Genomic DNA, 24,094 nt, shown 5'->3' on the forward strand with positions numbered 1-24,094 from the left:
GTAACACTAAAAAACATAGGAATAGCTTAATGAGATCAGTTGACCTCAATTCGGATATGGGTGAAGGCTTCGGTCCATGGACGATTGGCGACGGCGTAGATGCCGAAATTATGCCACTGATTAGTTCAGCAAATATTGCTACAGGCTTTCATGCCGGCGACCCTTCAATCATGTCCAGCACTGTAAAAATGGCTCGTGAGCAAGGTGTGTCAATTGGTGCACACCCTGGGTTTCATGACCTTAAAGGATTTGGTCGTCGTCATATCAACGCAACAGCCGACGAACTAATCAACGACATCATTTACCAAATTGGTGCGTTGCGAGAAATCGCAAAAATGCATGGCCTCACCTTACAGCATGTAAAGCCTCATGGCGCTTTATATATGCATGCAGCTCGTGATGAAGAAATTGCAAAACTTCTTGTAACTCAACTTCATGCAATGGCACCTGAATTGCTTATTTACACCATGCATGGCTCAAAAGTACATCAACAAGCTCTCGAAGTGGGGCAACCGGTTGTATGCGAATTTTATGCAGACAGAGATTACGATCTCAGTGGTTCCATTATTTTAACGAGGAAGGTAGGGCCTTTAGATCCCGACCATGTAGCCGAGAAAGTGTTGAAAGCCTGTCAAGAAGGAAAGGTAAAAACAGTAGAAGGAAAAGAGATTGATATCCAGTTTGACTCTATCTGCATACACAGCGATACACCGGGTGCACTTGGCTTAATTCAATCCACCAAATCGCTTCTTGAGTCTAACGGGATTTCCATACTGGCGCCCCAATAATTCTATAACTCCTTACAAATTACGCTCTTATCAGAAGGAAAATAACATGGCTAAAATCGAAATTATTTCTCCATTACCCGGAATTTTCTATAGAAGCCCATCTCCTGAGTCGGACGCCTTTGTTCAAGAGGGCGACCAAGTGAGCTCCCAGACTGTTGTGGGCCTCATTGAAGTAATGAAACAGTTCTCCGAACTAACAGCTGACCACCAAGGCACACTTATTGAGTTTTGTGTAAGTGACTCATCAGCTGTTGAACCTGGGCAAATCATTGCTCTTGTTGAAACAGAGGAGTGAACCGATGCAATTTTCCCAACACAAACTATTAATTGCTAACCGGGGTGAAATTGCTGTGCGCATTATCAATGCGGCACAACAGCTTGGCATACCCACCATCGCTATTTGCAGTGAAGCAGACCGTTTATCCCTGCCCAGCTTGTTAGCTGATGAGGTGGAGGTTATAGGAGCATCGCGTGCAGACCAAAGCTATCTGAACGCAGACTTAGTAATTGAAACGGCAAAGCGTTTAGGGGCTACTGCAATACATCCAGGTTATGGGTTCCTTTCTGAAAACGCCAACTTTGCAGAAGCCGTTGAGCAGGCAGGAATGATATTTGTCGGCCCGGATGCAGCAACCATCCGCCAAATGGGTGATAAAGCCTGTGCCCGGACTACCGCCCAAGCCGCCGGAGTGCCTGTCGTCCCGGGGTCCGATGGCGAAATTGATTCTATCGAAGAGGCCTTAACCGCAGCGCAAACTATTGGCTACCCTCTGTTAATAAAGGCATCGGCAGGTGGCGGCGGCAGAGGCATTCGTATAGCACATAATAAAGAGGAGCTCGTTAAAGAAATTACCATTGCTCAAAGTGAAGCTAAGGCTGCTTTTGGCTCCGGTGCCGTCTATCTAGAGCGATTTATCAAAAGTGCACGCCATATCGAAGTTCAAATCCTTGGCGACGGTAAACAGGCCATTCACTTATATGAAAGAGAGTGTTCTCTGCAGCGCCGCCGACAAAAGGTATTTGAAGAAGCCCCCTCTCCCGCTTTATCCGATGCAATTAGGGAACAGCTGTGCGCAACAGCTGCTAAATTAGCTAACACTCTTAATTATAAGGGAGCTGGAACCCTTGAGTTTTTGTTCGACGCGGAAACCGAAGAGTTTTTCTTTATAGAAATGAACACACGGATCCAAGTTGAACACCCTGTGTCTGAGATGATTACAGGCGTTAACATAGTAGAGTGGATGATCAAAATAGCATTAGGTGAGCCACTAACACTGTGCCAAGACGAAATTAACATCCATGGTTGCGCAATCGAAATGCGTATTAATGCTGAAGATCCATCTAAAGGTTTCTTCCCTTCACCTGGCCGCATTAGTGCTCTACATTGGCCAGTAAACGAAGGCGTGCGAATCGATACCCATGTTTTCGATGGCTACACTATTCCTCCTTACTATGACTCCCTCATAGCAAAACTTATCGTACATGACGTCTCTCGAGAATTAGCCTTTGAACGGGCTTTAAAGTCCCTTAAACAAACACGTATTGAGGGTATAAAAACGACACTTCCATTACATCGCTTACTACTTCAAGACCCCGCTGTTCAATCCGGTGATTTTGATACTGAGACCCTCGAGGTCTGGTTAAAGGAACATTCACATCGACTTGCAGATAAGGAGAAAGCTCATGCATCAACAGCCGATTAGATACACCTTTGGTGGTGACGAGCACCTATTTGCTGAAGTATCTGAGTCTATGTCACTGCCCGCTTTTTTTAGAAGCTTAGGCATGGTTAAAGCCATAGAAAAAGAAAACATCTCAGGTATTTTAGATATTTGCTTGGCCAATGCCTCGTTCCAAGTCCGCTTTAACCCTGATGAAATTTTACCAAATGATTTACTGGCAATAGTGAAATCACTTGAAAGCTCAAGCTTACAAGAGGGGCAGTTAGATACCCGTATCGTCGAAATACCCGTTTTATATAACGATCCGTGGACTTATGAAACCTTGATGCGCTTTAGAGATAGGCACCAAGACCCTGACTCAACCGATATGGAATACGCCGCACGAATCAATGGTCATGCTGACACCGAGGCATTTATAAAAGCCCACAGCGGCTCTCCTTGGTTTGTGTCAATGGTGGGGTTTGTCTCGGGTTTACCTTTCATGTTTCAAATGGTCGACCAAGAACATCAAATCGAAGTACCTAAATATTTAAGCCCTCGAACAGACACACCGAAACAGACATTAGGTCACGGCGGTTGTTTTGGGTGTATTTACTCCGTCCGTGGTGCCGGTGGTTATCAGATGTTCGGTGTGACACCTGCACCCATTTATGATCCAGAACAAACACTGTCCTACCTAAAAGAATCCATGGTGTTTTTTAGGGCTGGTGACATTGTTAAGTTCAAGCCTATCAACCGAGATGAATATGACCAAATGCTTATCGAGGTAGAAAAAGGACTGTTCACGCTAAAAACCCAACCTTTTGTATTTGACTTAGCGACCTATTTAGCAAATCCAGACCAATACAAAAAAGACATGATGGAGGTACTCTATGTCGATTAAAGTAGTCAAACCCGGACTTGCTACATCTATTCAAGATACTGGCCGAGAGGGTTTCTATCACCTAGGTATCCCGCCATCAGGCGCACTCGACCAATATTCAATGAAAATGGCCAACCTGTTAGTTAATAATAACGAAGGCGATGCCGTGTTTGAGTGTGCCCTGTTAGGTCCCGAACTCATATTTGAATGCAATAGTATCGTTGCTGTCTGCGGAGCCCGAATGCAACCAAAGCTGGATGGCGAGCCTATGCCTTTAGATACTGCGTTCAGTGTAAAACAAGGACAAACGCTTAGCTTTAACTACCCAACAGCAGGGGCTCGTGCATATTTAGCCATCTCCGGTGGTGTTGATGTTCCCGTGACGCTGGGTAGCCGGTCAACTTACACACTTGGTAGCTTGGGGGGCTTCAAAGGGCGACGGCTGGAAGCAGGAGACACCATTGCAATCGGGACCCCGGTTAAACCTGCCATTGAAGGCAAATACGTCCCTCAAACATTACTTCCTTCTCTAGCAAAAGAAGTGTCCTTACGCATGATTCCTGGCATGTACATCCATCGCTTAGTGGATGCAGCCGTTGAGCAGTTTTATGAAGACACATGGACGGTGGGTAGCGAAGCTGACCGCATTGGCTATCGATTTAAAGACGGCCACCCAATGCAATTTGTTGAGCGCGAACAGCCCTTTGGCGCGGGTTCTGATCCATCCAATATTGTGGATGCCTGCTATCCCATAGGATCCATTCAAATTCCAGCGGGCAAAGAACCTATCGTATTACATCGTGATGCAGTATCAGGTGGAGGATACGCCACAATTGGAACAGTCATCAGCGCTGATCTTGATTTGATTGGACAAATGCAACCCAACTACAAAGCTCGCTTTATCCCGATAACCATGGAAGAGGCTTTGGACGCCCGTAAGGTTGTACAAGAACGACTCATCAAATTAAAGAGCTACCTACAAACATAATAAGAGACTTTCCATTGCGACTCATCATTAGCTCAGGGCAAAGATAGGCCACCTATCCATTGATGCCGCTTTATCCTGAGTACTTAAGACTACTTTTAGGGGCAATATCATGGCTAACTTAGTTCAAGCGGAATCAACCCAAGATGAAACAAACCTACCTGTACCCGTCGGCGCAAGAATGGGGCCTTTTTCTTTAACGATGGCATGGTGGGCTGTCTGCAGTGCTATCTTTTATATCGTGGTAGGCGCCTCACTGGCCATGAGCTATGGGGCTAAAAACGCAATCATTGGGATGGCCTTATCGGTCGTTACTTACGGAATTATTAACAATATTATTAGCCGCTACGCCATTAAAGAAGGGCTCTCTGTCGCATTATTCTCTAGGAGGCTGTTTGGCAGAATAGGCGCATCCTTAGCGACGCTTATATTCTTTTCGACAGCGATTTACTATGCCGTTTTTGAAGGATCAGTGATTGCCGTTGCAATCAATGCGACCTTCCCATGGTTAGACTATCACTGGGCCGCTCTCTTTGTGGTTATCTACAGTGTACTTCTCGTATTTGGTAGCGTTCAGACTTGGCTTGATAAATTTAATGGCGTTCTCTTACCCTTTTATATCCTAGGCTTAATAGCCACAGTGGTTGCCTCAATCAATGTCTATGGGTATCAAGCCGACTGGATTAATTTAGGGGCAGAAAATGCAACACCGCAAGGCTGGTGGAATTGTTTTACCTACTACATGGGCGTGTGGATACTCATGCTGTTTACCTTTGATTATGCTCGCTTTGGTAAACAAGAGGACAGTAACTATCATGCGCGTGTTAACTTCGGTATGCCTTTTTACTTACTCACCTTTTTAATCAACGGTATTGTCGGCATTTACCTTGTTGCCAGCATCCCACAAGATGCAGCCTTGAGTGAAGTATCCGTTGTACTGTCTATCCTCAAGCTTTTAGGTATCTGGGGGCTCTTATTTGTATGGATCACCCAAACCCGCATTAACACAGCCAACTTTTATTTAGCCAGCGTAAACATGCAATCTTTTTTTAGTGAGCTGCTCAATATTAAAGCCGTCAAGTTTTTTTGGTCTTGCATAGTCGGCGGTATCGTCTATCTATTAATGCTAGTCGATGTATTTTCATACTTACTACAAGCACTGGCATATCAGGGTGTTTTTGTGGTCGCGTGGGTTGGCATCGCGCTGGCACATATACTAGTAAATAACAGCGAAGAAGCTAATAGCTTGATTGAAAGTGATAACCGCTTTAACAAAGTTGGCTTATCAGCCTGGCTGATCAGCACCATCGTTGGAATCGTGATGATGAACTCTGGTGCGTCAATCGCTTCATTTTCTGCTCCCATCACTTTTGTTGTGTCGTTCTTTGTTTATGCGGGAATTAAGAACTCTGAAGGGAAGGAGTTATCCCGCGTATAACCGACAAGTCCCTATTGAACGGTTCGACTGACCTTAGATTCATTCAGCAGCACAAAGGGCCGTATCGGCCCTTTCTATTATGTTTCTAATTAAGCGCTTTAATCTCTGATCCCTTCAATCCATAAAACACGATATAAAGATAACAAACAGCAGGGACAATAAACGCTAATTGCAACCCAACGGCATCAGCAGCCACCCCTTGAATCAACGGTACAATAGCACCACCGACTATCGCCAAACATAAAATGCCTGACCCTTGGCTCGTATGCACACCCAAGCCCCGCACTGCTAGGCTAAAGATTGTTGGGAACATAATAGAGTTACATAGGCCCACTAACAAAATAGAGACCATTGCGACCTGACCTGTGCCAAACGTAGCGATAAGAATCAGTAGAACAGACCCTACGGCATTAAACGCGAGTAACTTTGCAGGGTTTAACTTTGTCATTAGTGCAGATCCAATAAAGCGCCCCACCATAGCGCCTCCCCAATAATAGGCAACATAGTGCGCTGCATCGGTTTCGGCTAGGCCGGCAATATCAGGTTCACCTAAAAAGTTAATCAAAAAACTACCGATTGCAACTTCCCCACCTACGTACATAAATATAGCCACAGCGCCAAGCACCAAGTGCGAGTACTGCCAAGCAGAGGTAAATTGACCTTGGCTTACATCTTCCGATGTATCTGTCTGCGTATTGTCCGAAAGACGCGGCAGTTTCAGCACGGCGAAAATGATTGCTAAAAGAATTAACGCACCAGCAATAATAAGATAAGGCACTTTAACCGTTTCTATTTCACTTGCCGTGCTCGATGCCGCCTCTAAAACAGGCTCGCTGGCCGCTAAAATCAATAATGCACCAAACGCCGGTGCAACCGTAGTGCCTAACGAGTTGAAAGCCTGAGTAAGGTTTAAGCGGCTCGAAGCCGTTTTTGCGGACCCTAAAATAGTGACATAAGGATTCGCCGAAACTTGTAATAAAGTGATTCCCGAAGCCATTACAAACAAAGCGCCTAAGAATAAAGGGTACAACTCAAAACTAGCAGCGGGAATAAACAACAACGCACCTGCAGCCGCGGTTAGCAAACCGATAACCACACCCATTTTGTAACCTAAGCGGTGCACCAACGCCCCAGAAGGAAGCGACATGACAAAGTACGCTCCAAAAAAGCAAAACTGAATCAGCATTGCTTGGGTGTAGCTCAAATCAAAAATATTTTTAAGATGAGGTATCAGAATATCATTAAGGCTTGTAATGAAGCCCCACATGAAAAACAAAGACGTGAGAGAAATTAGCGCAAACCGAAAATTACCTTGGCTGCCCCCCAAATTAGCTTGAGCTACAGAGCTCGCTGGCGTTGCCATACAAAGCACTCCTAAATGTGCGATTTTCCATGAAACTCACCGTAGACTACCTATTTAAAAGTACAGTTTTACGAGAGAACCCAGTAAATTGCGGGGCAGTCTGTCCAATTATGACAACGCTGTCAATAAAAACTCAAACGATCTCAACCAAGGCTATCAGTCTTTATTAAAAAGTACCGCCATCCATACATTAATATGAGAGAATACAGTCTGTAGTGGCTTAAAAAATAACGATAATAAGCAAAAAGTTTATGGAGTATTAAACGTGTCATCCCCCACTATTGATGATGTCGCAAAGCAAGCTAAAGTCTCTATCAAAACGGTATCCAGAGTGGTTAACCGGGAGCCTAACGTTCGAAAAGAAACGCGGGAAAAAGTACAGCACGCAATCGATTTACTCGGTTATACACCGAACCTTTCAGCGCGTCGTTTAGCGGCTAAGCGCTCATTTTTAGTCGGCCTGGTATATGATAACTTTCACGCCACATCAGCCTATGTAGTCAACGTTCAATGCGGCGTTATGGCCAGTTGCAGCCAATCCGGTTACGAACTGCTCATCCATCCACTTAACGTAGATAACGCAACGCTGATTAATGAAGTTATAGATTTTACCCATCGCTCACAAGTTGATTGCCTCGTGTTACCCCCACCCTTATCAGATCACACGCACCTTTGTAATCAACTCGCCGCCCAGAACATCCCCTTTGTTCGTTTATCACCGGTTTTCAACTTAAATGACTCACTTTATGTACAAACCAATGACCGAAGTGCAGCCTTTGATATGACAATGAAACTCATCGAATTAGGCCATAGAGACATCGCTTTTGTTGCGGGTAGGCCTGATCACTATGCCGTTTCAGAACGCCACCTAGGCTTTGTTGATGCCATGCAATCAGCTGCACTACCAATAAGAGAAGAATGGATAAAAATAGGAGCAAGCACCTTTGACTCAGGAAAAGACTGCGGGGTTGCACTGCTTAACAACACACCAAGACCTACGGCTATTTTTGCCGGTAACGACGAAATGGCTGCTGGTGTGATGAGCATAGCGCACTCTCTGGGTATTCGTATCCCTAAGGATTTATCAGTTGCAGGGTTTGACGATTCAGATTTAGCGCGTCAAAGCTGGCCAGCCCTAACCAGTGTACGACAGCCAGTTCAAGCGATGGCAAAGGCCGCTGCTGATTTATTATTCTTGTCCCTCAAGACCCCCTCCAACACCGACCTATCGCGCTGCTTCGCTTGCGAAATTATATTAAGGGACTCGACAGGGCCTGCCATTAAAATTAATGAGACCGCCAACGACTAGCCTTTGACTGCCCCACGTTGGCGTACCGCTTCAAACAAACAGACCCCCGTAGCTACGGAAACATTCAAACTACTGACTTCTCCTGCCATAGGGATTTTCACCAGAAAATCACAACTTTCACGCGTTAAGCGGCGCATGCCTTTACCTTCAGCTCCCATTACCAACGCCATTGGGCCGGCCAAATTAGCCTCATAGACTATTTGTTCAGCCTCCCCAGCCGTGCCCGTAATCCAAATCCCTCGGCCTTGGAGTTCCTGCAAGGTACGAGACAAGTTAGTAACTTGTATATAAGGCACAACTTCGGCTGCTCCACAGGCGACCTTAGACGCGACAGCCGATAAAGGGGCAGACTTATCCTTGGGGGCGATAACAGCATGTACACCGGCTGCATCAGCTGTACGCAAACACGCCCCAAGGTTATGCGGGTCTGTTACGCCATCAAGCACTAATAAAAACGCTGGCGAGTCGAGGGCGTTCAACAGGCCATCTAAAAAGCGCTCATCTTTTGGCTTAGCCGGATTACACTCCGCCATGATCCCCTGATGAACGCCTCCTTGAGCTAAGTCATCAAGTTTTTGACGGCTATAACGCTCCACACTAATACCATTCAATTCGGCGAGTATTTCAGAGATTCGCTGATCATCTCGATCCTTTAAAACCATTACACGGCGAATACGTGTGGGGTCATGCTTCAATATTGTTTTTACGGCATGGATGCCGAATACACGCTCAAGCGCCATGTGATGCCTCATTATGTAGATCTGACTTAGATAACCAATCACCCGCTTGTTCATTAACTAGCGCACTAAGCACGTTAATAAAGCAGCCCGCACTGTTTAGTGCAGGTATATAATGATAGTGCTCTCCTCCGGCCGACTCGAACACCTCTTTATTTTCCTCGGCTATCTCTTCTAGGGTTTCCAAACAATCCGCTGTAAATGCAGGGCACACAACATCAATGTTTTTAACCCCTTCACCAGCAATTTTCTCTAGCGTCTTATCCGTATAAGGCTGCAACCATTCAGCTGGCCCAAACCGAGACTGAAAAGTAGTCATCCACTCCCCGTCTTTTAGATCAAGCACACGGGCTAGCATACGAGACGTTTCATGACATTGCTGTGGATAAGGGTCCCCTTTATCGGCGTACTCTTTAGGAATGCCATGGTACGATAAAATTAACTTTTCGGCGCTTGGCGAAACTTGACGATGCTGACGAACACTCCCAGCGAGCGCTTGGATATACAAAGGATGATTGAAATACGATTTAACAATACGAATATCGACGACTTCACGACGTCCTAACTGAAATTTCGCAACTTGATCATAAATAGGGGCGGTGGTCGTTGCTGAATATTGAGGATACATGGGTATGATGAGAATATGCTGATACCCTTTTCCAGCAAGCTCTTGCAAACGAGGCGTTAAGCCCGGCTGTCCATAAGTCATCCCCGAAAACACATCCGGTGGATTAACATGCTTAAGTGATAACGATCGCTGAAGTGCCGCCACCTGCTCATCTAAAATGCGCCGCATGGGAGAATCTTGCTCCCATATCGATGCATACAGCTTGGCCACTTTTTTAGGGCGAAAGGTTAAAACAATACTGTTTAATACAGCTAACCACAGTAGCCGACGTGGACCTTTACCTTCGACGACTCGCTGATCGGACAAAAACTCACGCAAGTAACGCCTTACCGCTGATGGCGTTGGCTCGTCTGGCGTCCCTAAGTTAGCAAGAATAATCGCTGTTTTGTTCATTTCTGACATCTGAATATTGGCCCCATTCTTAAGCCGGGTATTATCCCCAACTCTTACTAAAAAACCCACTGTTATTCTGGATTACATCACCGCTCAACTCATGCAGCAGAATAACTAACGTAAAATGCCAGGCACAAAAAAAGCCGCACATGCGGCTTTTTACGGATTAGAAAAGCTAAGCGATTACGCTAAACCTTCAAATACTTTCTCGCGAATATCATCTACGCTGCCAACACCCGGAACGTAAACGTACTTAGGCGCACTTGCTTCACCTGCTTTTTCAGCCCAGTTACGGTAGTAAGCAATCAACGGCTCTGTTTGATCATGGTAAACTTTTAAGCGACCTTGCACGATTTCTTCTTTGTCGTCTTCACGTTGAATAAGATCTTCGCCAGTCACATCATCTTTACCTTCCTCTTTCGGCGGGTTAAAAACGACATGATAAGTACGGCCCGAACCAGCGTGTACACGACGGCCACTCATACGCTTAATGATTTCTTCATCAGCAACGTCAATTTCCACAACTGCATCAATCGGTACACCAGCGTCTTTGAGAGCATCGGCTTGAGGAATCGTGCGAGGGAAGCCATCAAACAAGAAGCCTTTTGCACAATCTGGCTCTTCTATACGCTCTTTTACTAAACCAATAATAATGTCATCAGAAACTAGCTCACCAGCATCCATCACGGCTTTCGCTTTAACACCCAAAGGCGTTCCTGCTTTTACAGCTGCACGCAACATATCACCTGTAGAGATCTGTGGAATACCGAACTTTTCGGTTAGGTACTGAGCCTGTGTGCCTTTACCAGCGCCAGGCGCGCCTAGAAGGATAATACGCATGAAGGGTTGCTCCAGAGTTAACTTTTATAAATTTTTTAAAACAAAACTATTGTGTGGTCATCAAGCGAGCATCATACAAACCTAGCCCAAATGAGCGTTTGACTCGATGGATTACACTAATGCTGAAACCTTACTGGTGCGATGCACATCGAACAATTCGACGTTAGCACTAGCACCTTGTTGAAAAGATCAACGAAAGTCTCTATCCGAGGGCTCATTTCCACTTTTCAGAAAGATGCTGATAATTAAGTAGCCTGACCATTTAATACCGGTGAGGTTAAGCCAAACACGACGCTGGCTCAACCCCACGGGAACATTAAAGTAACGATTGTACAAAAAAACACCTGATTTCAGGTAATTAGCCCGTATTACGCATACCCGCTGAAATACCCGTCATGGTTACCATGAGTGCCTGTTCTAATCGCTGATCTGGTTGATTTCGGTCTCGATAAAGCAACTCGGCCTGCAAGTAATGCAGCGGATCGATGTATGGGTTACGTACATCAATTGACTGACGAATCACTGGGTTTTCAGCCAACAATTCTGTCTGTTGCCGGATTTTTAAAACCATTTCTTTTGCAACCGCTAAACGGCTTCGCAGATTAGAACCGAGTACTTTCAGCTCATCAGATACAAGACGCGATTCATAATATTCGGCTAAATCCACATCACTTTTAGCCAAAACCATCTCTAGCATTTCGACCCACGTGCGGAAAAACGGCCATTTCGCATACATTTCATGCAAGCGCGATAACTCGCCATTAGAGATCGCTTTTTCCAATGCCGCTTCAGACCCTAACCAAGCCGGTAGCATTAAACGAATTTGCGTCCATGCAAAAATCCATGGAATAGCTCGTAGGCTTTCAACGCCACCATCCGCTTTGCGTTTAGCGGGGCGAGAACCCAAGGGCAGTTTGCTGAGCTCTTGCTCGGGCGTACCCGCCCTGAAATAAGGTACAAACTGTGGATCTTCTCGCACTACTGAACGATAAGAGTTGAGCCCTGTTTCTGCTAAGCCTTCCATCTGCTCACGCCACGCAGGTTCTGGCGAGGGAGATGGGGATAAAGTCGCCGCTAAAACGGCCCCAGCATAGAGTTCTAGGTTGCGAATCGCCAGCTCAGGTATGCCAAACTTAAAACGGATCATTTCACCTTGCTCAGTTACGCGAAGCGTACGATCTACCGAACCTGGGGGTTGTGCTAAGATGGCTGTGTGGCTGGGGCCACCGCCACGCCCAACCGTACCACCACGGCCATGAAACAACGTTAAGTGAATATCATGTTCTTTACACAGCGCAGTTAACGCCTCTTGAGCTTGATATTGCCCCCACGCAGCCGCGAGTTGCCCCGCATCTTTAGAGGAGTCTGAGTAGCCAATCATGACTTCTTGATGCCCCCCCGTATACTGCTTATACCAAGGAACACTCAAAAGCGCATCGATGCAATCACGCGCATTATTCAGATCGTCCAGCGTTTCAAATAAGGGAACCACGCGCATATTATGCGAGATTCCCATCTCCCGCAGTAACAGGATCACCGACAACACATCGGATGGCTGACCTGCCATTGATATAACATATGAGCCCAAAGAAGACGGATCAGCGGCCGCCACCACAGCACACGTATCTAATACCTCTTGCACCTCGGCTGAAGGCTTCCAGTTATGAGGAATCAAAGGTCGACGGCTCTGTAATTCACGCAATAAAAAAGCTTGTCGACCTTCTTCAGTCCAACTGGTGTAAGAACCTAAGCCGTAAAACTGTGATAGTTCTTCAAAGACTTGAGCGTGACGGTCTGAGCTCTGGCGAATATCTAATTTAACCAAAGTCATCCCAAAACAGGCGATACGACGAATAATATCCTCTAATGGCCCCTCAGCAATAATCCCCATACCACATTCAACTAACGATCGATGGCACATCATTAACGGATCCAATAACTGATTGCTATTAAGCATCAAATCCGCCGGAGCATCCCCAGGATCACCTTGCAAATGAGACTGAACCCAATTTTTGGTGACTTTGAGCTGCTCCCGAACTTCGCCGAGAATATGGCGATACGGCTCAGCCGTCTCTTCACCCACATGCGCTCGCAATTCGCTATTACACGCGTACATAGATAATTCAGCGCGCAGCGTATCAATGTCACGCAGATACAAATCTAAAGCGACCCAACGAGACAACATCATTACCCGCTGTGTAACAGGCGCTATGACATTTGGGTTTCCATCTCGGTCTCCGCCCATCCAAGAAGCAAAACGAATAGGGGCTACCGTTAAGGGCAACCCTTTCCCTAAAACCGCACGGGTTTGCATATCAAGCTTTTTGAGGAACCGCGGAACCGCTTCCCACAATGAATTTTCAATAACCGCGAAGCCCCATTTGGCCTCATCAACAGGTGTGGGGCGGACGTGCCGAATTTCATTGGTATGCCAGATCTGGCTAATTAATTCATTCAAGCGATGATGTGAGGACTCGCCACGATCTAACGCACGCAGGCAATCAGTAATATCATCATATTTTTGTATCAGTGTGCGGCGGTTCACCTCAGTTGGGTGCGCCGTCAACACTAAATCAACTTGCATGCCATTTAACGTTTCTAGAATTTTATCAGCTGATAAACCCTCAGAACGCAATTTTTGCAGCAGTAAAGTAAAAGTGTCGGCTGCTTCTAGATCAATAATCTCTTGGTGACGGCGAACACGGTGATGCTCTTCTGCAATATTGGCCAGGTTCAAAAACTGGGTAAATGCTCGCGCGACGGGCAACATCTCATCTTCACTCAGCCCTTTAAGCTCTTGCACTAATGCTTGTCTATCGGCTGCGGTTCCTTCTCGACCCGCTTTAGCCAATTTTCGAACATTCTCAACTTTATCTAAAAATTCCGAACCAAGGTGCTTAGCAATAGTTTGCCCTAAACTATCCCCCAGCATACGGACATCATCGCGTAATGCTTCGTGCAGATCGCTCATACCTTCTCCTTTGAATAAAGTTGCTCAACACATGACATAGTGTACTTATGTGTATTCAGCCAACACTGCTGCCTATTCATCGTCACGATAAATAGATGCTTATCAACCAAGAATAGGTATTTTTTGTGCTATGCACAATTCCTTAACGATCAGATTGTAGGGCAATTCAAATAATTCGAGACGCGTGAGTACTAAAACGTCCAAAGCCGACACATCAGTGGGCAGAAGATTCGAGGCCTAACCGGGCCTGACGAAGCCGTTTATGGATGCGTTCAGCCAGAAACTCGTCCCGGTATCGAACTTCCTGCTTCGGTAAACGTGTGGCATTGAAGATCAGCTCTAGCCGATAGTTTTTATCACCGCGTTTATCTAAATCATAAAGAATTTCGGAGGAGATCAGCTCAGATAACTGCAAAACTTCATACCCTTGCGGGCTAAGCAGAGCTAACCGTTGATGTGATTCGTCATACAGCAGCTTTGGTTCGCCTTGAAGATCTTCAGTTATGACAAAGCCACTGCTTTCTAAACGTTGCAACTGTCGGTTCAACTTTTGACTATTCCAGTAAGCCAAAGACACCATAACCACCAGCACTGTGCCGACCAATGCATACATTTTCATATTCCTTTACGATCTAACCCTTAGAGTCCATTTTTCTTAGCTTCGTCCCAGAAACCATCTAATTGATCCAACGAGTGCTCTGCCCAGCTACGACCCGACTGAATGACGCATGCTTCGACAAAAGCAAAACGGCGCTCAAACTTCTGATTAGTCCCCCGTAAGGCAGCCTCTGGCTTTACCCCCAAGTGACGAGCCAAATTTACTTGAGCAAATAAAACATCACCCATTTCATCTTTAACCGACGCTTGGTCACCTGAAGCAATAGCCTCACGTAATTCGGCTATTTCTTCTTCAATTTTGTCGAGTACTAACAGCGGATCATTCCAATCAAACCCAACTTCTGACGCCCGTTTTTGAAGCTTCTCTGCGCGGCTTAATGCGGGTAATCCTCTTGGCACATCATCGAGAACCTTGTCTTTGGCTGCCCCTGCTCGCTCCTGCTGCTTAATCGCTTCCCAATTCGCACTAATCTGTGCTTCTGAGAGTATTATTTTGCGCGGTGGAGTCCGCAACTCCCCATCTGGGAACACGTGCGGGTGACGGCGTAATAGCTTAGTCACAATTCCGTTAATAACGGTATTCATAGTGAAGCGAGACTCTTCTTGCCCCAACTGGCTATAAAAAATGACTTGGAATAAAAGATCACCCAGCTCGTCAGCTAAATGATCCCAATCTTCGCGCTCAATGGTATCCGCCACTTCATAAGCTTCCTCCAACGTATGAGGTATAATTGAGGCAAAGTCCTGTTTCAAGTCCCACGGACATCCATATTCAGGATCACGAAGCCTAGCCATTAAATAGCAAAGATCATCCAGCGTATAATTAATGTCGGAATCAGACATTAGCGAAACCCACTGCGCTGTCGGTGCACATCTATCACATTAGGTACTTGGTTGATTTTATCCATAATCTTACCAAGAAGCTCCAATCTGGATATTTCTAATGTCATCGATAAACGTGCAATGTTACTGGTTTTATCCGTTAACGTATTTGCAGCCAGCACGTTCAGGTTTTCGTGTGCCATGACCATCATCACATCCCGCAATAAGCCAGAACGATCATACGCTTCAATATACAAATCAACTGGGTAGGTTGTTTCGCCTTCCTCCCCCCAGTCAACGGTAACAATTCTTTCGGCTTCATGCTCTTTCAACGACAATAAGTTGGAGCAATCTTCACGGTGAATAGAAACACCACGACCTTGTGTAATAAAACCTACTATAGGGTCTCCGGGTACGGGTTTACAGCACGATGCGATAGTGGTGAGCAAATTACCCACCCCTAAAATACGAATACCTTTATCACCCACTGCCTGACCGCGCTCAGCCGAAACCGGTAGAGCAAGGTCTAGCTGTTCGTCGGTTTTTGCTGGTGCATCCACTTGTCGTTGAGCCGCATTTAATATTTGCGACAAACGAATATCACCCGCGCCTAATGCAGCAAAAACATCGTCTGCGCTAGAGTAATTAACCTCATGAGCCAGTTTTTTGAAATCTAACTCGGACATATCGATAGCTAAACGCTTAAATTCGCGTTCAGTCATCTGTCGGCCAGCCTCTACATTTTTGTCGCGGTCTTGCATCTTAAACCAATGCGCAACCTTGGCCCGCCCGCGTGAGGTGGTTACATAGCCTAAGTTAGCATTAAGCCAATCACGGCGCGGATGCTCTTCTTTTGAAGTTAAGATTTCGACTTGGTCGCCGGTCTTTAGCGGTTTATTCAAAGGAATAATCCGACCATTAACTTTAGCGCCACGACAGCGATGGCCTATTTCGGTGTGCACTCGATAAGCAAAATCGACCGCCGTTGATCCCAATGGCATATCGATAACATGCCCATCAGGAGTAAATACATATAAACGATCTTGCACAACATCGCCACGCAACATGTCACCGATCGCAGCAGACTCACCCAAATCTTCATGCCACTCGAGGACTTGTCTTAGCCACGCGATTTTATCTTCATAGGCATCACTGCGAGAGTTAGTATCCGTGCCTTTATAGAGGTGATGTGCGCACACACCCAGCTCGGCTTCTTCGTGCATATCAAAGGTACGAACCTGCACTTCGAGGACTTTGCCTTCAGGCCCAAACACGGCCGTATGTAATGAGCGATAACCGTTAGGCTTGGGAGAGGCAATATAATCATCAAATTCATGGGGAATATTGCGCCATAACCCGTGAATAATGCCTAGTGCGGTGTAGCAATCGCGTATTTCAGGCACGAGAATACGTACCGCACGCACATCGTAAACTTGGTTAAAATCGATGTTTTTGCGCTGCATTTTACGCCAAATGCTATAAATGTGTTTAGCACGCCCTTCTACGTCTGCATCAATATTTTGTGCAGTCAACTCGGTTTTAAGCGTACTCACTACCGACTCAATGAACTCCTGGCGGTCGAGGCGTTTCTCGTCCAGTAGTTTTGCAATAGATTTATAGTCCGTAGGCTTGAGATACCGGAAGGATAAATCCTCCAATTCCCATTTAATGTGACCAATACCGAGTCGATGAGCCAATGGAGCGTAGATATCAAATACTTCACGCGCCACTAGGTAGCGTTTACGCCGCGACGCATTTTTAACGCCCCTGATCGCACACGTGCGCTCAGCAATTTTAATCAGTGCAACACGCACATCATCAATCATTGCTACCAGCATTTTACGCACTGTTTCTAACTGTCGAGCGCCAGTGCCGAGCACTTCTTGTTCTGTTCGAGGATTAGCACGGCTGCCAATTGCAGCCATTTGAATAACACCCATAATCAACTGGCCTATAACGGGGCCAAACTGATTAATGACTGTGTCCAATTTGAGTTTATCTTCACGCACACTACGGTACAGAATAGCGGCGACTATCGATTCTTGATCCTGTTGTAGCTCAGCTAGAATCTGAGCCATTTCCAAGCCGGTAACAAAACTTCCTACACCCGAGCCTGACCAGTCATCTTCTTCTTGAATACTAAGATCATATACTTGTTTAGCAATTTCACAGGCCTTTCGAACCTGTGGGCGGTCATCAATTTTAACCAACTCAGAAAGTCGATCTATCCATAAATCTAGATCGACCGAGCCATCTTCCTGAATCGGGTGATCTTCTCGAACCTTAACCATGGCTAATCGCCACTCCTTAACCTTCGACCCTGCAACTGCCGGAACGATTTATTGTTTTTATGGGGATACGTGAAAGCAACACATATGCCAGCAGAGTCTTTCATTTTACACTAAGACCCGAGTGCGTGAGCAAGTTCCATGCTCAAAAACGAACTAAGGTCGTATGTAGTATAAAAAAAGCCGCATAGCGGCTTTTACAAATACAATTAACGAACAGCAGTGTAGCAGCTATTGCTGCTAACATTATTGATCTGTATTAAAAACGCCCGTGGACAAGTAACGATCCCCACGATCACAAATAATGCAGACGATCACAGCGTTTTCAACCGTTTCGCTTAAACGCAAAGCCCCTGCTACGGCGCCACCAGAAGAAACTCCACAAAAAATCCCCTCTTGCTTAGCCAACTCACGCATGGTGACTTCGGCATCAATTTGGGCTACATCGAATACTTGGTCAACGCGCGTTTCATCAAATATTTTTGGTAGATAGGCTTTTGGCCAGCGGCGTATACCCGGAATCTGAGAGCCATCTTGCGGTTGTAATCCAACAATTTGAATAGCAGGATTTTTTTCTTTTAAGAAACGCGACGTCCCCATTATAGTGCCCGTTGTTCCCATTGAACTGACAAAATGGGTCACTTTTCCGTGCGTTTGCTCCCAGATTTCTGGCCCTGTGCCCTGATAATGCGCAACCGGATTATCTTGATTTGCAAACTGATCAAGTACAACACCTTCACCTCGCGCTTGCATTTCAACAGCTAAATCCCGAGCATATTCCATCCCTTGCTCTTTGGTTACGGTAATTAAGGTAGCGCCATAGGCTGTCATAGACGCCTTACGCTCCATGCTCATATTATCTGGCATGATTAAGACCATTTTATAACCTTTAATCGCCGCCGCCATGGCCAGTGCTATACCCGTATTGCCTGATGTCGCTTCTATTAATGTATCGCCAGGCGCAATATCACCACGTGCTTCTGAGCGCTCTATCATGCTCAAAGCAGGCCTGTCTTTAACGGAGCCTGCTGGGTTATTACCTTCTAACTTGCAAAGAATGACATTGCCGCGGTTGTTTTCCCCTAATCGCTGCAAACGCACTAGCGGAGTTTTACCGACATAATCGGCGATTGTGGGAAACTCTATACTCATAGCAAGACCTGTCATTAGGTTATAACAAATGGAAATAAAAAAACTTAATCTTATTCCAATATAAATATTTTGCAATCATAAGCGGAGGCCAACGGGGAGTCAATTCAAGAGAATCAATTCGTTTTATGATCCACTAGCTTTCCAAGAAATGGGCTAAAAGAAAAACCCAGACGCTGGTTTAGAGCTTTAGCGCGCTGTTTCAAACCATTGGCTGATAACTCTTCTCGCTGCTTACTGGCATAAATCACCCAATTACCGCTTTGTGTTGTGCAACTTCGCACATCAGCAAATTGATCTTTCAATTGTCGCAATACATTTTCACCTTGGTGGTCTCGCCAACAATTGAGCACAAGCCAACCATTAGTCTTTAAGCGGTCGTGACATGCGTCTAAATAATCGGGATGTAATTGTTGCTCATCTAACCCTTCTTCTGTGTAGATATCACTAATGATGATATCTACTTTTTTACTATCAACGGACAGTAAGTACTCTTTAGCGTCCATCACATGCAGCGATAATCGCTTGCTACGCGGAAATTGAAAGTAGCGATAAGCGACTTTAACCACTTCGTTACGAAGCTCAACGATATCTTGTTTCAACTCAGGAAAATGATGATGTAAGCAGTGATTTAATGCCCCCGACCCTAAACCCAAACTTAGGCTGCGTTTAGGCTCACAAAATAACAGCACTAACATCATAGCGCGGGTATATTCATGCTGTGGAATTAAAGGTTCACTTTTGAGCCAGCAGCTTTGTTCATCGGTTTCACCAAATGATAAGTAACGTTTGTTCCCATCATCTAATACCCTCACTACGCCATACTCATCATGGCTACGATGAATTTCTTTACCGGACAGGGACATACCGCCTCATGATATTGTATTAACATGTTTGCTTGCTGGGTAAAGCCCCAACAGAATAAAAGGTAGGCAGTATATCTGATCAGAAATAATGAAAGCGAACTTATCAGTCCGCTATTTGATCGGTTTTAGCAGCACAAATAAGATCATTTTGATGCAAACCGCCAATCTCATGCGTCCACCAAGAGACGGTTACTTTACCCCACTCGGTTAAAATTGCGGGGTGATGGTTTTCTTGCTCCGCTAATTCAGCGACTTGTTGAGTAAACGTCATCGCTTGAGCAAAATTTTTAAACGTAAAAACCCGCTTTATTTGTTCTGAACCATTAACCGTCATTCGCTGCCAGTTCGGCAAGTGCGTTAGAGCTTCCTTAAGTGCCTCAACCGTCAACGGTTTAGCATCAGAACGGCAAGCTTTGCATGAAGAGTGCACTAAATGAGAGGTGAAGGTAGAATCATCCATGGGTTATGCTCCTAAAAAACGACGCGTCCTTGCGAAGGTTAATGGCCAAACCAAGGGGTTACTTAGCTTGATCCGTTTTCTCACTCTGACCCAATACATCTGCCAAGTTTTGACGTGTTAGCTCACCCGTTAACTGACCAGACTCATCAACGACTGGAACCGAATACTGTGATTCTAAGGTTTCGGGGATAACACTTTCCAAAATAGCATCTTGGGTAACCGGTTCAACGCTCATCACCAACGTACAACTTTCCATAGTCGTCTGCCCTTGGTCCGATGCGGCCTGCAAACCCGATTCGGTAACTACGCCTTGATAGCCTTTATCATTAACATAAAACGCATAATCACCAGAGAAAGTGCGCATTTGCTTTAATGCCATCTCAATGGTGTCAGCCGATACTCGGTGAGGAGCAGGCTGCATAACCGTCTCTACCGTTAACGCTCTGGCGCGATTCACATCCTTAACAAACGCTTCTACATAATCATTTGCCGGGTTCAACAAAATCTCATCAGGCCGCCCTTGTTGCACCAGTTCTCCGTCTTTAAGAATGGCTATGCGATCACCAATACGTAACGCTTCATCTAAGTCATGCGTAATGAAGATAATCGTCTTATGTAACTTTTCTTGTAACTCAATCAGTTGATCCTGCATTTCACTACGAATCAGGGGATCAAGTGCCGAAAAGGCTTCATCCATCAACAATATTTCGGCGTCTGTGCACAAAGCCCGAGCCAACCCCACACGCTGCTGCTGTCCGCCAGAAAGCTGATTAGGGTACTGCTTTTCGTAACCGCCAAGCCCTACTGTGGATAACCATTCTGTCGCTTTCGCATGGCGAGTTGCCTTATCGACACCCTGTACCGCCAAGCCATAACTAACATTATCTAATACATTACGGTGCGGCATTAAACCAAAGCGCTGGAAGACCATCGACATTTTATGGCGACGAAAATTTTCCAAATCCTTAGGGGCTAGCTTCATTACATCCGTATCTTCGACTCGAATCACCCCTTCTGTAGGGTCTATCAATCGGTTGAAATGGCGGATCAAAGTTGACTTACCTGAGCCAGAAAGCCCCATGATGACAAAAATCTCCCCTTTGTTAATGGTAAGATTAATATCTTTAAGGCCCAACGTATGCCCTGTTTCAGCCAGAATTTGATCTTTACTCATACCCTGATGAACCAACGGCATGACCCGCTCGGGTTTGGGTCCAAATAGCTTGTATAAACCTTCAATATGAATCAGTGGTTCAGCCATTAGGAATGCCCTCCTAAATGCTCTTGCGTACGCTTAGCATAAGCCTGCGAGATGCGGTCAAAAATAATAGCTAATGCGACAATCGCCAATCCATTAAGCAAACCCAGTGCAAAATACTGGTTCGTTATAGACTTGAGCACAGGTTGCCCTAACCCTTTCACACCAATCATGGAGGCAATAACAACCATAGACAGTGCCATCATAATCGTTTGGTTAACACCTGCCATAATAGTGGGCATGGCCAGTGGCAATTGAACACCAATCAAACGCTGAGTTTTATTAGCACCATAGGCGGTTGCAGCTTCCAGTACTTCTTTATCTACCAATCGAATACCCAAGTTGGTCAAACGAATAACTGGGGGAATAGCATAGATAATAACGGCGATTAAACCCGGTATTTTACCAATACCTAAGAGCATAACGACGGGGATCAAATAAACAAAAGCGGGCATGGTTTGCATCACATCTAACAGTGGCGTAATGATATTTTGTGCCCGATTGGAGCGCGCCATTAAAATACCAATAGGGATACCAATCCCAATAGCAAGCAAAGTACAAACGGTAATAATGCTCAGCGTTCTCATGGTATCTTCCCACATTCCAAAATAGCCAATGGCCAGAAAGGAAACCACTACACCCAAACACAACTTCCAAGAGCGCCCTGCTAAAAAAGCAAGCACCGTGACAATAATAACGACAAGCCACCAGGGTGTGGCTAACAGTAATTTTTCAAACCACACTAAAAACGATAATAAAGGGTCAAAAAAAGATTCGATTGTATCTCCATATTCTCTGGAGAAAGAACGATAAGACTCATCCAAAGCCTTTCTTATATCGCGCAGCGTTCCTCGATCCATCGCCGGAAATTCATTTATCCAGGAAGATTCGGCCATCTTTTATCCTCAGGTAAGTAACAATGTGCCCAGCACGTCGTGCTGGGCTTACGCTGTATAAGCGTACTGATTAAAGATTGTCTAGCGCTGTTTTTATTTTAGCCGCTGCCTCTTCTGAAACCCACGCAGTCCAAGTATCAGCGTTTTCTGTTAGGAAATGCTCCATTGCAACATCACCATCAGCTTGGTTGTCTTCCATCCACGCCAATAAACCATTCATCTGTGCGTTAGTGAATGCACGATTAGCTAGGTATTCGTATGCCTCAGGAGCACGTTTAGCAAATCCTTCCGTGGTAACCGTTTGCACCATTGAAGGTGGGTACATGGTTACTTTTGGATTTTCACAGTCTTCTGCGGTTGTGCAGTTTTTAAATTCAGCTTCGTCAATACCAGAACCAAAATCGACTTTAACCATCTCGTATTTACCTAAGACAGCTGTTGGAGCCCAGTAGTAACCAAACCAGGGTTCTTGGCGTTCGTAAGCCTTAGCGATAGCACCTGATAAACCAGCGCCTGAACCTGGATCCACTAAATCAAAGCCAGCATCAGATAACTTGAGCGCTTCAAATAAATTACCTGACGAAATTTGGCAATTCCATCCGGCTGGACAGGTGTAAAAGGCAGATAATTCTGGATCTTCTGGGTGTTCAAACTCTTTAGCATGAGCAATGACACCAGCAATAGTGGCTAACGTTGGGTCTTTATCGACCATGTATTTAGGCACCCAAAAACCTTCTTCGCCACCATCTGATAATGATTGACCAGCAAAACGAAGACGCCCTTCTTCTACCCCTTTATCGAGTGCTTCACGCATTGAATTACTCCACATTTCAGGAGCAATATCCGGCTCGCCTTTCTCAATCATAGACGCGCCTGTAGGCATGGTATCCCCAGGTACAAGTTCTGCATCACAGCCATAGCCATTTTCTAATATGAACTTATCCACATGTGCTATTAACGTCGCTGAGTTCCAATTCATATCAGCAATACTCACCGAACCACACTTATCGGCTGCGTAGGCGCTTGTTCCCAATGCAATTAACGGAAGCGCTGCAAGGATTTTCTTCATTATTTACTCCGGTTCTTTGACATACTGTTACTTATACATTACATATCTAATCATTAGATCTCAAATCTTATAAATATATTGTAGTCGATTTTTAAGGTCGTATAATCGCCTGCTACTTAGATAAAGAACCGAATTAATGAATACTCCTTACTGGCAAGATGTGCTTATTTCGTTACGACAAATCATACGTGCGACAGATTTACAATCTAAGCGCATCATGAAAGCGTGCGGCTTAACGATTCCACAAGTCATGGTATTACGAGCAATAGAGAGCCTTGGTGATGTCACCGTTAAGCGCATATCGGACCAAGTATCGTTAAGCCAAGCGACCGTTACGACAATCTTGAACCGCCTAGAAGACAAACAATTTATTGAACGCGTTAGAAGTGCCAAAGACCGTCGTATTGTCAACGCACGCTTAACGACGTCTGGTACTCACATGCTGAATGAAGTACCACCTTTGCTGCACGACGAGTTTATTAATCGATTTGAAAGCCTAGAGCGCAGTGAAAAAGAATCTATCTTGGACGCTTTGAAACAAGTGGCCGGTATGATGAACGCAGAAAAAATAGACGCGTCGCCTTTGCTCGATATTCAAGCGCCGATCAAAGAACAAAATATCAATAAAGAAACAGATTTAAGACCCGGCACAGCAGAGTAACCCAAAGGATA

The 24,094-nt window shown here is 45.4% G+C and carries 22 protein-coding genes; 8 read left to right on the top strand and 14 right to left on the bottom strand.

The features are described from left to right. Positions 1-29 precede the first annotated feature (29 nt). The 6 genes from BS617_RS11875 (at position 30) to BS617_RS11900 (ending at position 5,755) form a co-directional block, all read left to right on the top strand. Positions 30-788, top strand: a complete 759-nt coding sequence (locus tag BS617_RS11875; protein ID WP_075173010.1) for a 5-oxoprolinase subunit PxpA — start codon at positions 30-32, stop codon at positions 786-788. Positions 789-834: 46 nt separating this feature from the next. Beyond that, the gene (locus BS617_RS11880) at positions 835-1,083 is read left to right on the top strand and encodes an acetyl-CoA carboxylase (RefSeq protein WP_075173011.1); all 249 of its coding nucleotides are present in this window, start codon (positions 835-837) and stop codon (positions 1,081-1,083) included. Positions 1,084-1,087: 4 nt separating this feature from the next. Continuing rightward, positions 1,088-2,491: an acetyl-CoA carboxylase biotin carboxylase subunit gene (locus BS617_RS11885; RefSeq protein ID WP_075173012.1), complete on the top strand. Its 1,404-nt coding sequence runs from the start codon at positions 1,088-1,090 to the stop codon at positions 2,489-2,491. After that, entirely contained in the window at positions 2,472-3,353 is an 882-nt protein-coding gene (locus BS617_RS11890) for a 5-oxoprolinase subunit B family protein (RefSeq protein ID WP_075173013.1), read from the top strand. Before BS617_RS11885 ends, BS617_RS11890 begins: the two co-directional genes overlap by 20 nt. Continuing rightward, complete coding sequence (locus tag BS617_RS11895; protein WP_075173014.1) at positions 3,343-4,320, top strand: 5-oxoprolinase subunit C family protein; 978 nt, start codon at positions 3,343-3,345, stop codon at positions 4,318-4,320. Before BS617_RS11890 ends, BS617_RS11895 begins: the two co-directional genes overlap by 11 nt. Positions 4,321-4,429: 109 nt before the next feature. Further along, positions 4,430-5,755 (top strand): purine-cytosine permease family protein, encoded by a 1,326-nt coding sequence (locus BS617_RS11900; protein ID WP_075173015.1) that lies wholly within the window; start codon positions 4,430-4,432, stop codon positions 5,753-5,755. Positions 5,756-5,840: 85 nt separating this feature from the next. Here the strand turns inward: BS617_RS11900 and BS617_RS11905 are convergent, their stop codons facing one another. Beyond that, entirely contained in the window at positions 5,841-7,118 is a 1,278-nt protein-coding gene (locus tag BS617_RS11905; RefSeq protein ID WP_075173016.1) for a sugar MFS transporter, read from the bottom strand. A 265-nt stretch (positions 7,119-7,383) separates the two neighbouring features. Here BS617_RS11905 and BS617_RS11910 point away from each other — a divergent pair, with 265 nt between their 5' ends. Continuing rightward, positions 7,384-8,427, top strand: coding sequence for a LacI family DNA-binding transcriptional regulator (locus BS617_RS11910; protein WP_075173017.1), 1,044 nt, complete (start codon positions 7,384-7,386; stop codon positions 8,425-8,427). On the opposite strand, the gene rlmB is transcribed toward BS617_RS11910, so the two are convergent. The 13 genes from rlmB to BS617_RS11975 form a co-directional block, all read right to left on the bottom strand. Next, complete coding sequence (gene rlmB / locus BS617_RS11915) at positions 8,424-9,167, bottom strand: 23S rRNA (guanosine(2251)-2'-O)-methyltransferase RlmB (protein ID WP_075173018.1); 744 nt, start codon at positions 9,165-9,167, stop codon at positions 8,424-8,426. The two genes, BS617_RS11910 and rlmB, sit on opposite strands and share 4 nt — an antisense overlap. Then, positions 9,157-10,194, bottom strand: coding sequence for a ferrochelatase (gene hemH / locus BS617_RS11920; RefSeq protein WP_075173019.1), 1,038 nt, complete (start codon positions 10,192-10,194; stop codon positions 9,157-9,159). Before hemH ends, rlmB begins: the two co-directional genes overlap by 11 nt. Positions 10,195-10,368: 174 nt before the next feature. After that, positions 10,369-11,025, bottom strand: a complete 657-nt coding sequence (adk, locus tag BS617_RS11925) for an adenylate kinase (RefSeq protein WP_075173020.1) — start codon at positions 11,023-11,025, stop codon at positions 10,369-10,371. A gap of 358 nt (positions 11,026-11,383) precedes the next feature. Next, entirely contained in the window at positions 11,384-13,996 is a 2,613-nt protein-coding gene (gene ppc / locus BS617_RS11930; RefSeq protein ID WP_075173021.1) for a phosphoenolpyruvate carboxylase, read from the bottom strand. A 214-nt stretch (positions 13,997-14,210) separates the two neighbouring features. After that, complete coding sequence (locus BS617_RS11935; protein ID WP_075173022.1) at positions 14,211-14,609, bottom strand: hypothetical protein; 399 nt, start codon at positions 14,607-14,609, stop codon at positions 14,211-14,213. 26 nt (positions 14,610-14,635) lie between these two features. Then, positions 14,636-15,457: a nucleoside triphosphate pyrophosphohydrolase gene (gene mazG, locus BS617_RS11940; protein WP_212667430.1), complete on the bottom strand. Its 822-nt coding sequence runs from the start codon at positions 15,455-15,457 to the stop codon at positions 14,636-14,638. After that, positions 15,457-17,727: a GTP diphosphokinase gene (gene relA, locus BS617_RS11945; protein ID WP_075173023.1), complete on the bottom strand. Its 2,271-nt coding sequence runs from the start codon at positions 17,725-17,727 to the stop codon at positions 15,457-15,459. Before relA ends, mazG begins: the two co-directional genes overlap by 1 nt. A 243-nt stretch (positions 17,728-17,970) precedes the next feature. Next, positions 17,971-18,876 carry a cysteine synthase CysM gene (gene cysM, locus BS617_RS11950; RefSeq protein ID WP_075173558.1) on the bottom strand — a complete coding sequence of 302 codons (906 nt, stop codon included), beginning with the start codon at positions 18,874-18,876 and terminating at the stop codon, positions 17,971-17,973. Positions 18,877-18,989: 113 nt separating this feature from the next. After that, complete coding sequence (locus BS617_RS11955; protein ID WP_075173024.1) at positions 18,990-19,739, bottom strand: spermidine synthase; 750 nt, start codon at positions 19,737-19,739, stop codon at positions 18,990-18,992. 103 nt (positions 19,740-19,842) lie between these two features. Further along, positions 19,843-20,199, bottom strand: coding sequence for a 4a-hydroxytetrahydrobiopterin dehydratase (locus BS617_RS11960; protein WP_075173025.1), 357 nt, complete (start codon positions 20,197-20,199; stop codon positions 19,843-19,845). Positions 20,200-20,257: 58 nt separating this feature from the next. Continuing rightward, positions 20,258-21,460, bottom strand: coding sequence for a quaternary amine ABC transporter ATP-binding protein (locus tag BS617_RS11965; RefSeq protein WP_075173026.1), 1,203 nt, complete (start codon positions 21,458-21,460; stop codon positions 20,258-20,260). Beyond that, positions 21,460-22,353: an ABC transporter permease gene (locus tag BS617_RS11970; RefSeq protein ID WP_075173027.1), complete on the bottom strand. Its 894-nt coding sequence runs from the start codon at positions 22,351-22,353 to the stop codon at positions 21,460-21,462. The genes BS617_RS11965 and BS617_RS11970 overlap by 1 nt, the downstream gene beginning before the upstream one ends. Before the next feature lie 70 nt (positions 22,354-22,423). After that, on the bottom strand, positions 22,424-23,422 hold the full coding sequence (locus BS617_RS11975; protein WP_075173028.1) for an ABC transporter substrate-binding protein: 999 nt from the start codon (positions 23,420-23,422) through the stop codon (positions 22,424-22,426). Between the two features lie 136 nt (positions 23,423-23,558). Here BS617_RS11975 and BS617_RS11980 point away from each other — a divergent pair, with 136 nt between their 5' ends. Further along, entirely contained in the window at positions 23,559-24,083 is a 525-nt protein-coding gene (locus BS617_RS11980) for a MarR family winged helix-turn-helix transcriptional regulator (RefSeq protein ID WP_075173029.1), read from the top strand. The last annotated feature ends 11 nt before the right edge of the window (positions 24,084-24,094 follow it).

Source organism: Neptunomonas phycophila (genome assembly GCF_001922575.1).
Classification (GTDB): Bacteria; Pseudomonadota; Gammaproteobacteria; order Pseudomonadales; family Balneatricaceae; genus Neptunomonas; species Neptunomonas phycophila.

Coding starts and splice junctions, on each gene's coding strand:
- BS617_RS11875 (WP_075173010.1), top strand. CDS start 30: ATGAGATCAGTTGACCTCAATTCGGATATGGGTGAAGGCTTCGGTCCA.
- relA (WP_075173023.1), bottom strand. CDS start 17,727: ATGGTTAAGGTTCGAGAAGATCACCCGATTCAGGAAGATGGCTCGGTC.
- BS617_RS11955 (WP_075173024.1), bottom strand. CDS start 19,739: ATGTCCCTGTCCGGTAAAGAAATTCATCGTAGCCATGATGAGTATGGC.
- BS617_RS11885 (WP_075173012.1), top strand. CDS start 1,088: ATGCAATTTTCCCAACACAAACTATTAATTGCTAACCGGGGTGAAATT.
- adk (WP_075173020.1), bottom strand. CDS start 11,025: ATGCGTATTATCCTTCTAGGCGCGCCTGGCGCTGGTAAAGGCACACAG.
- BS617_RS11880 (WP_075173011.1), top strand. CDS start 835: ATGGCTAAAATCGAAATTATTTCTCCATTACCCGGAATTTTCTATAGA.
- BS617_RS11960 (WP_075173025.1), bottom strand. CDS start 20,199: ATGGATGATTCTACCTTCACCTCTCATTTAGTGCACTCTTCATGCAAA.
- BS617_RS11890 (WP_075173013.1), top strand. CDS start 2,472: ATGCATCAACAGCCGATTAGATACACCTTTGGTGGTGACGAGCACCTA.
- mazG (WP_212667430.1), bottom strand. CDS start 15,457: ATGTCTGATTCCGACATTAATTATACGCTGGATGATCTTTGCTATTTA.
- cysM (WP_075173558.1), bottom strand. CDS start 18,876: ATGAGTATAGAGTTTCCCACAATCGCCGATTATGTCGGTAAAACTCCG.
- ppc (WP_075173021.1), bottom strand. CDS start 13,996: ATGAGCGATCTGCACGAAGCATTACGCGATGATGTCCGTATGCTGGGG.
- BS617_RS11935 (WP_075173022.1), bottom strand. CDS start 14,609: ATGTATGCATTGGTCGGCACAGTGCTGGTGGTTATGGTGTCTTTGGCT.
- BS617_RS11970 (WP_075173027.1), bottom strand. CDS start 22,353: ATGGCCGAATCTTCCTGGATAAATGAATTTCCGGCGATGGATCGAGGA.
- rlmB (WP_075173018.1), bottom strand. CDS start 9,167: ATGGCGCTTGAGCGTGTATTCGGCATCCATGCCGTAAAAACAATATTG.
- BS617_RS11900 (WP_075173015.1), top strand. CDS start 4,430: ATGGCTAACTTAGTTCAAGCGGAATCAACCCAAGATGAAACAAACCTA.
- hemH (WP_075173019.1), bottom strand. CDS start 10,194: ATGTCAGAAATGAACAAAACAGCGATTATTCTTGCTAACTTAGGGACG.
- BS617_RS11895 (WP_075173014.1), top strand. CDS start 3,343: ATGTCGATTAAAGTAGTCAAACCCGGACTTGCTACATCTATTCAAGAT.
- BS617_RS11975 (WP_075173028.1), bottom strand. CDS start 23,422: ATGAAGAAAATCCTTGCAGCGCTTCCGTTAATTGCATTGGGAACAAGC.
- BS617_RS11905 (WP_075173016.1), bottom strand. CDS start 7,118: ATGGCAACGCCAGCGAGCTCTGTAGCTCAAGCTAATTTGGGGGGCAGC.
- BS617_RS11980 (WP_075173029.1), top strand. CDS start 23,559: ATGAATACTCCTTACTGGCAAGATGTGCTTATTTCGTTACGACAAATC.
- BS617_RS11965 (WP_075173026.1), bottom strand. CDS start 21,460: ATGGCTGAACCACTGATTCATATTGAAGGTTTATACAAGCTATTTGGA.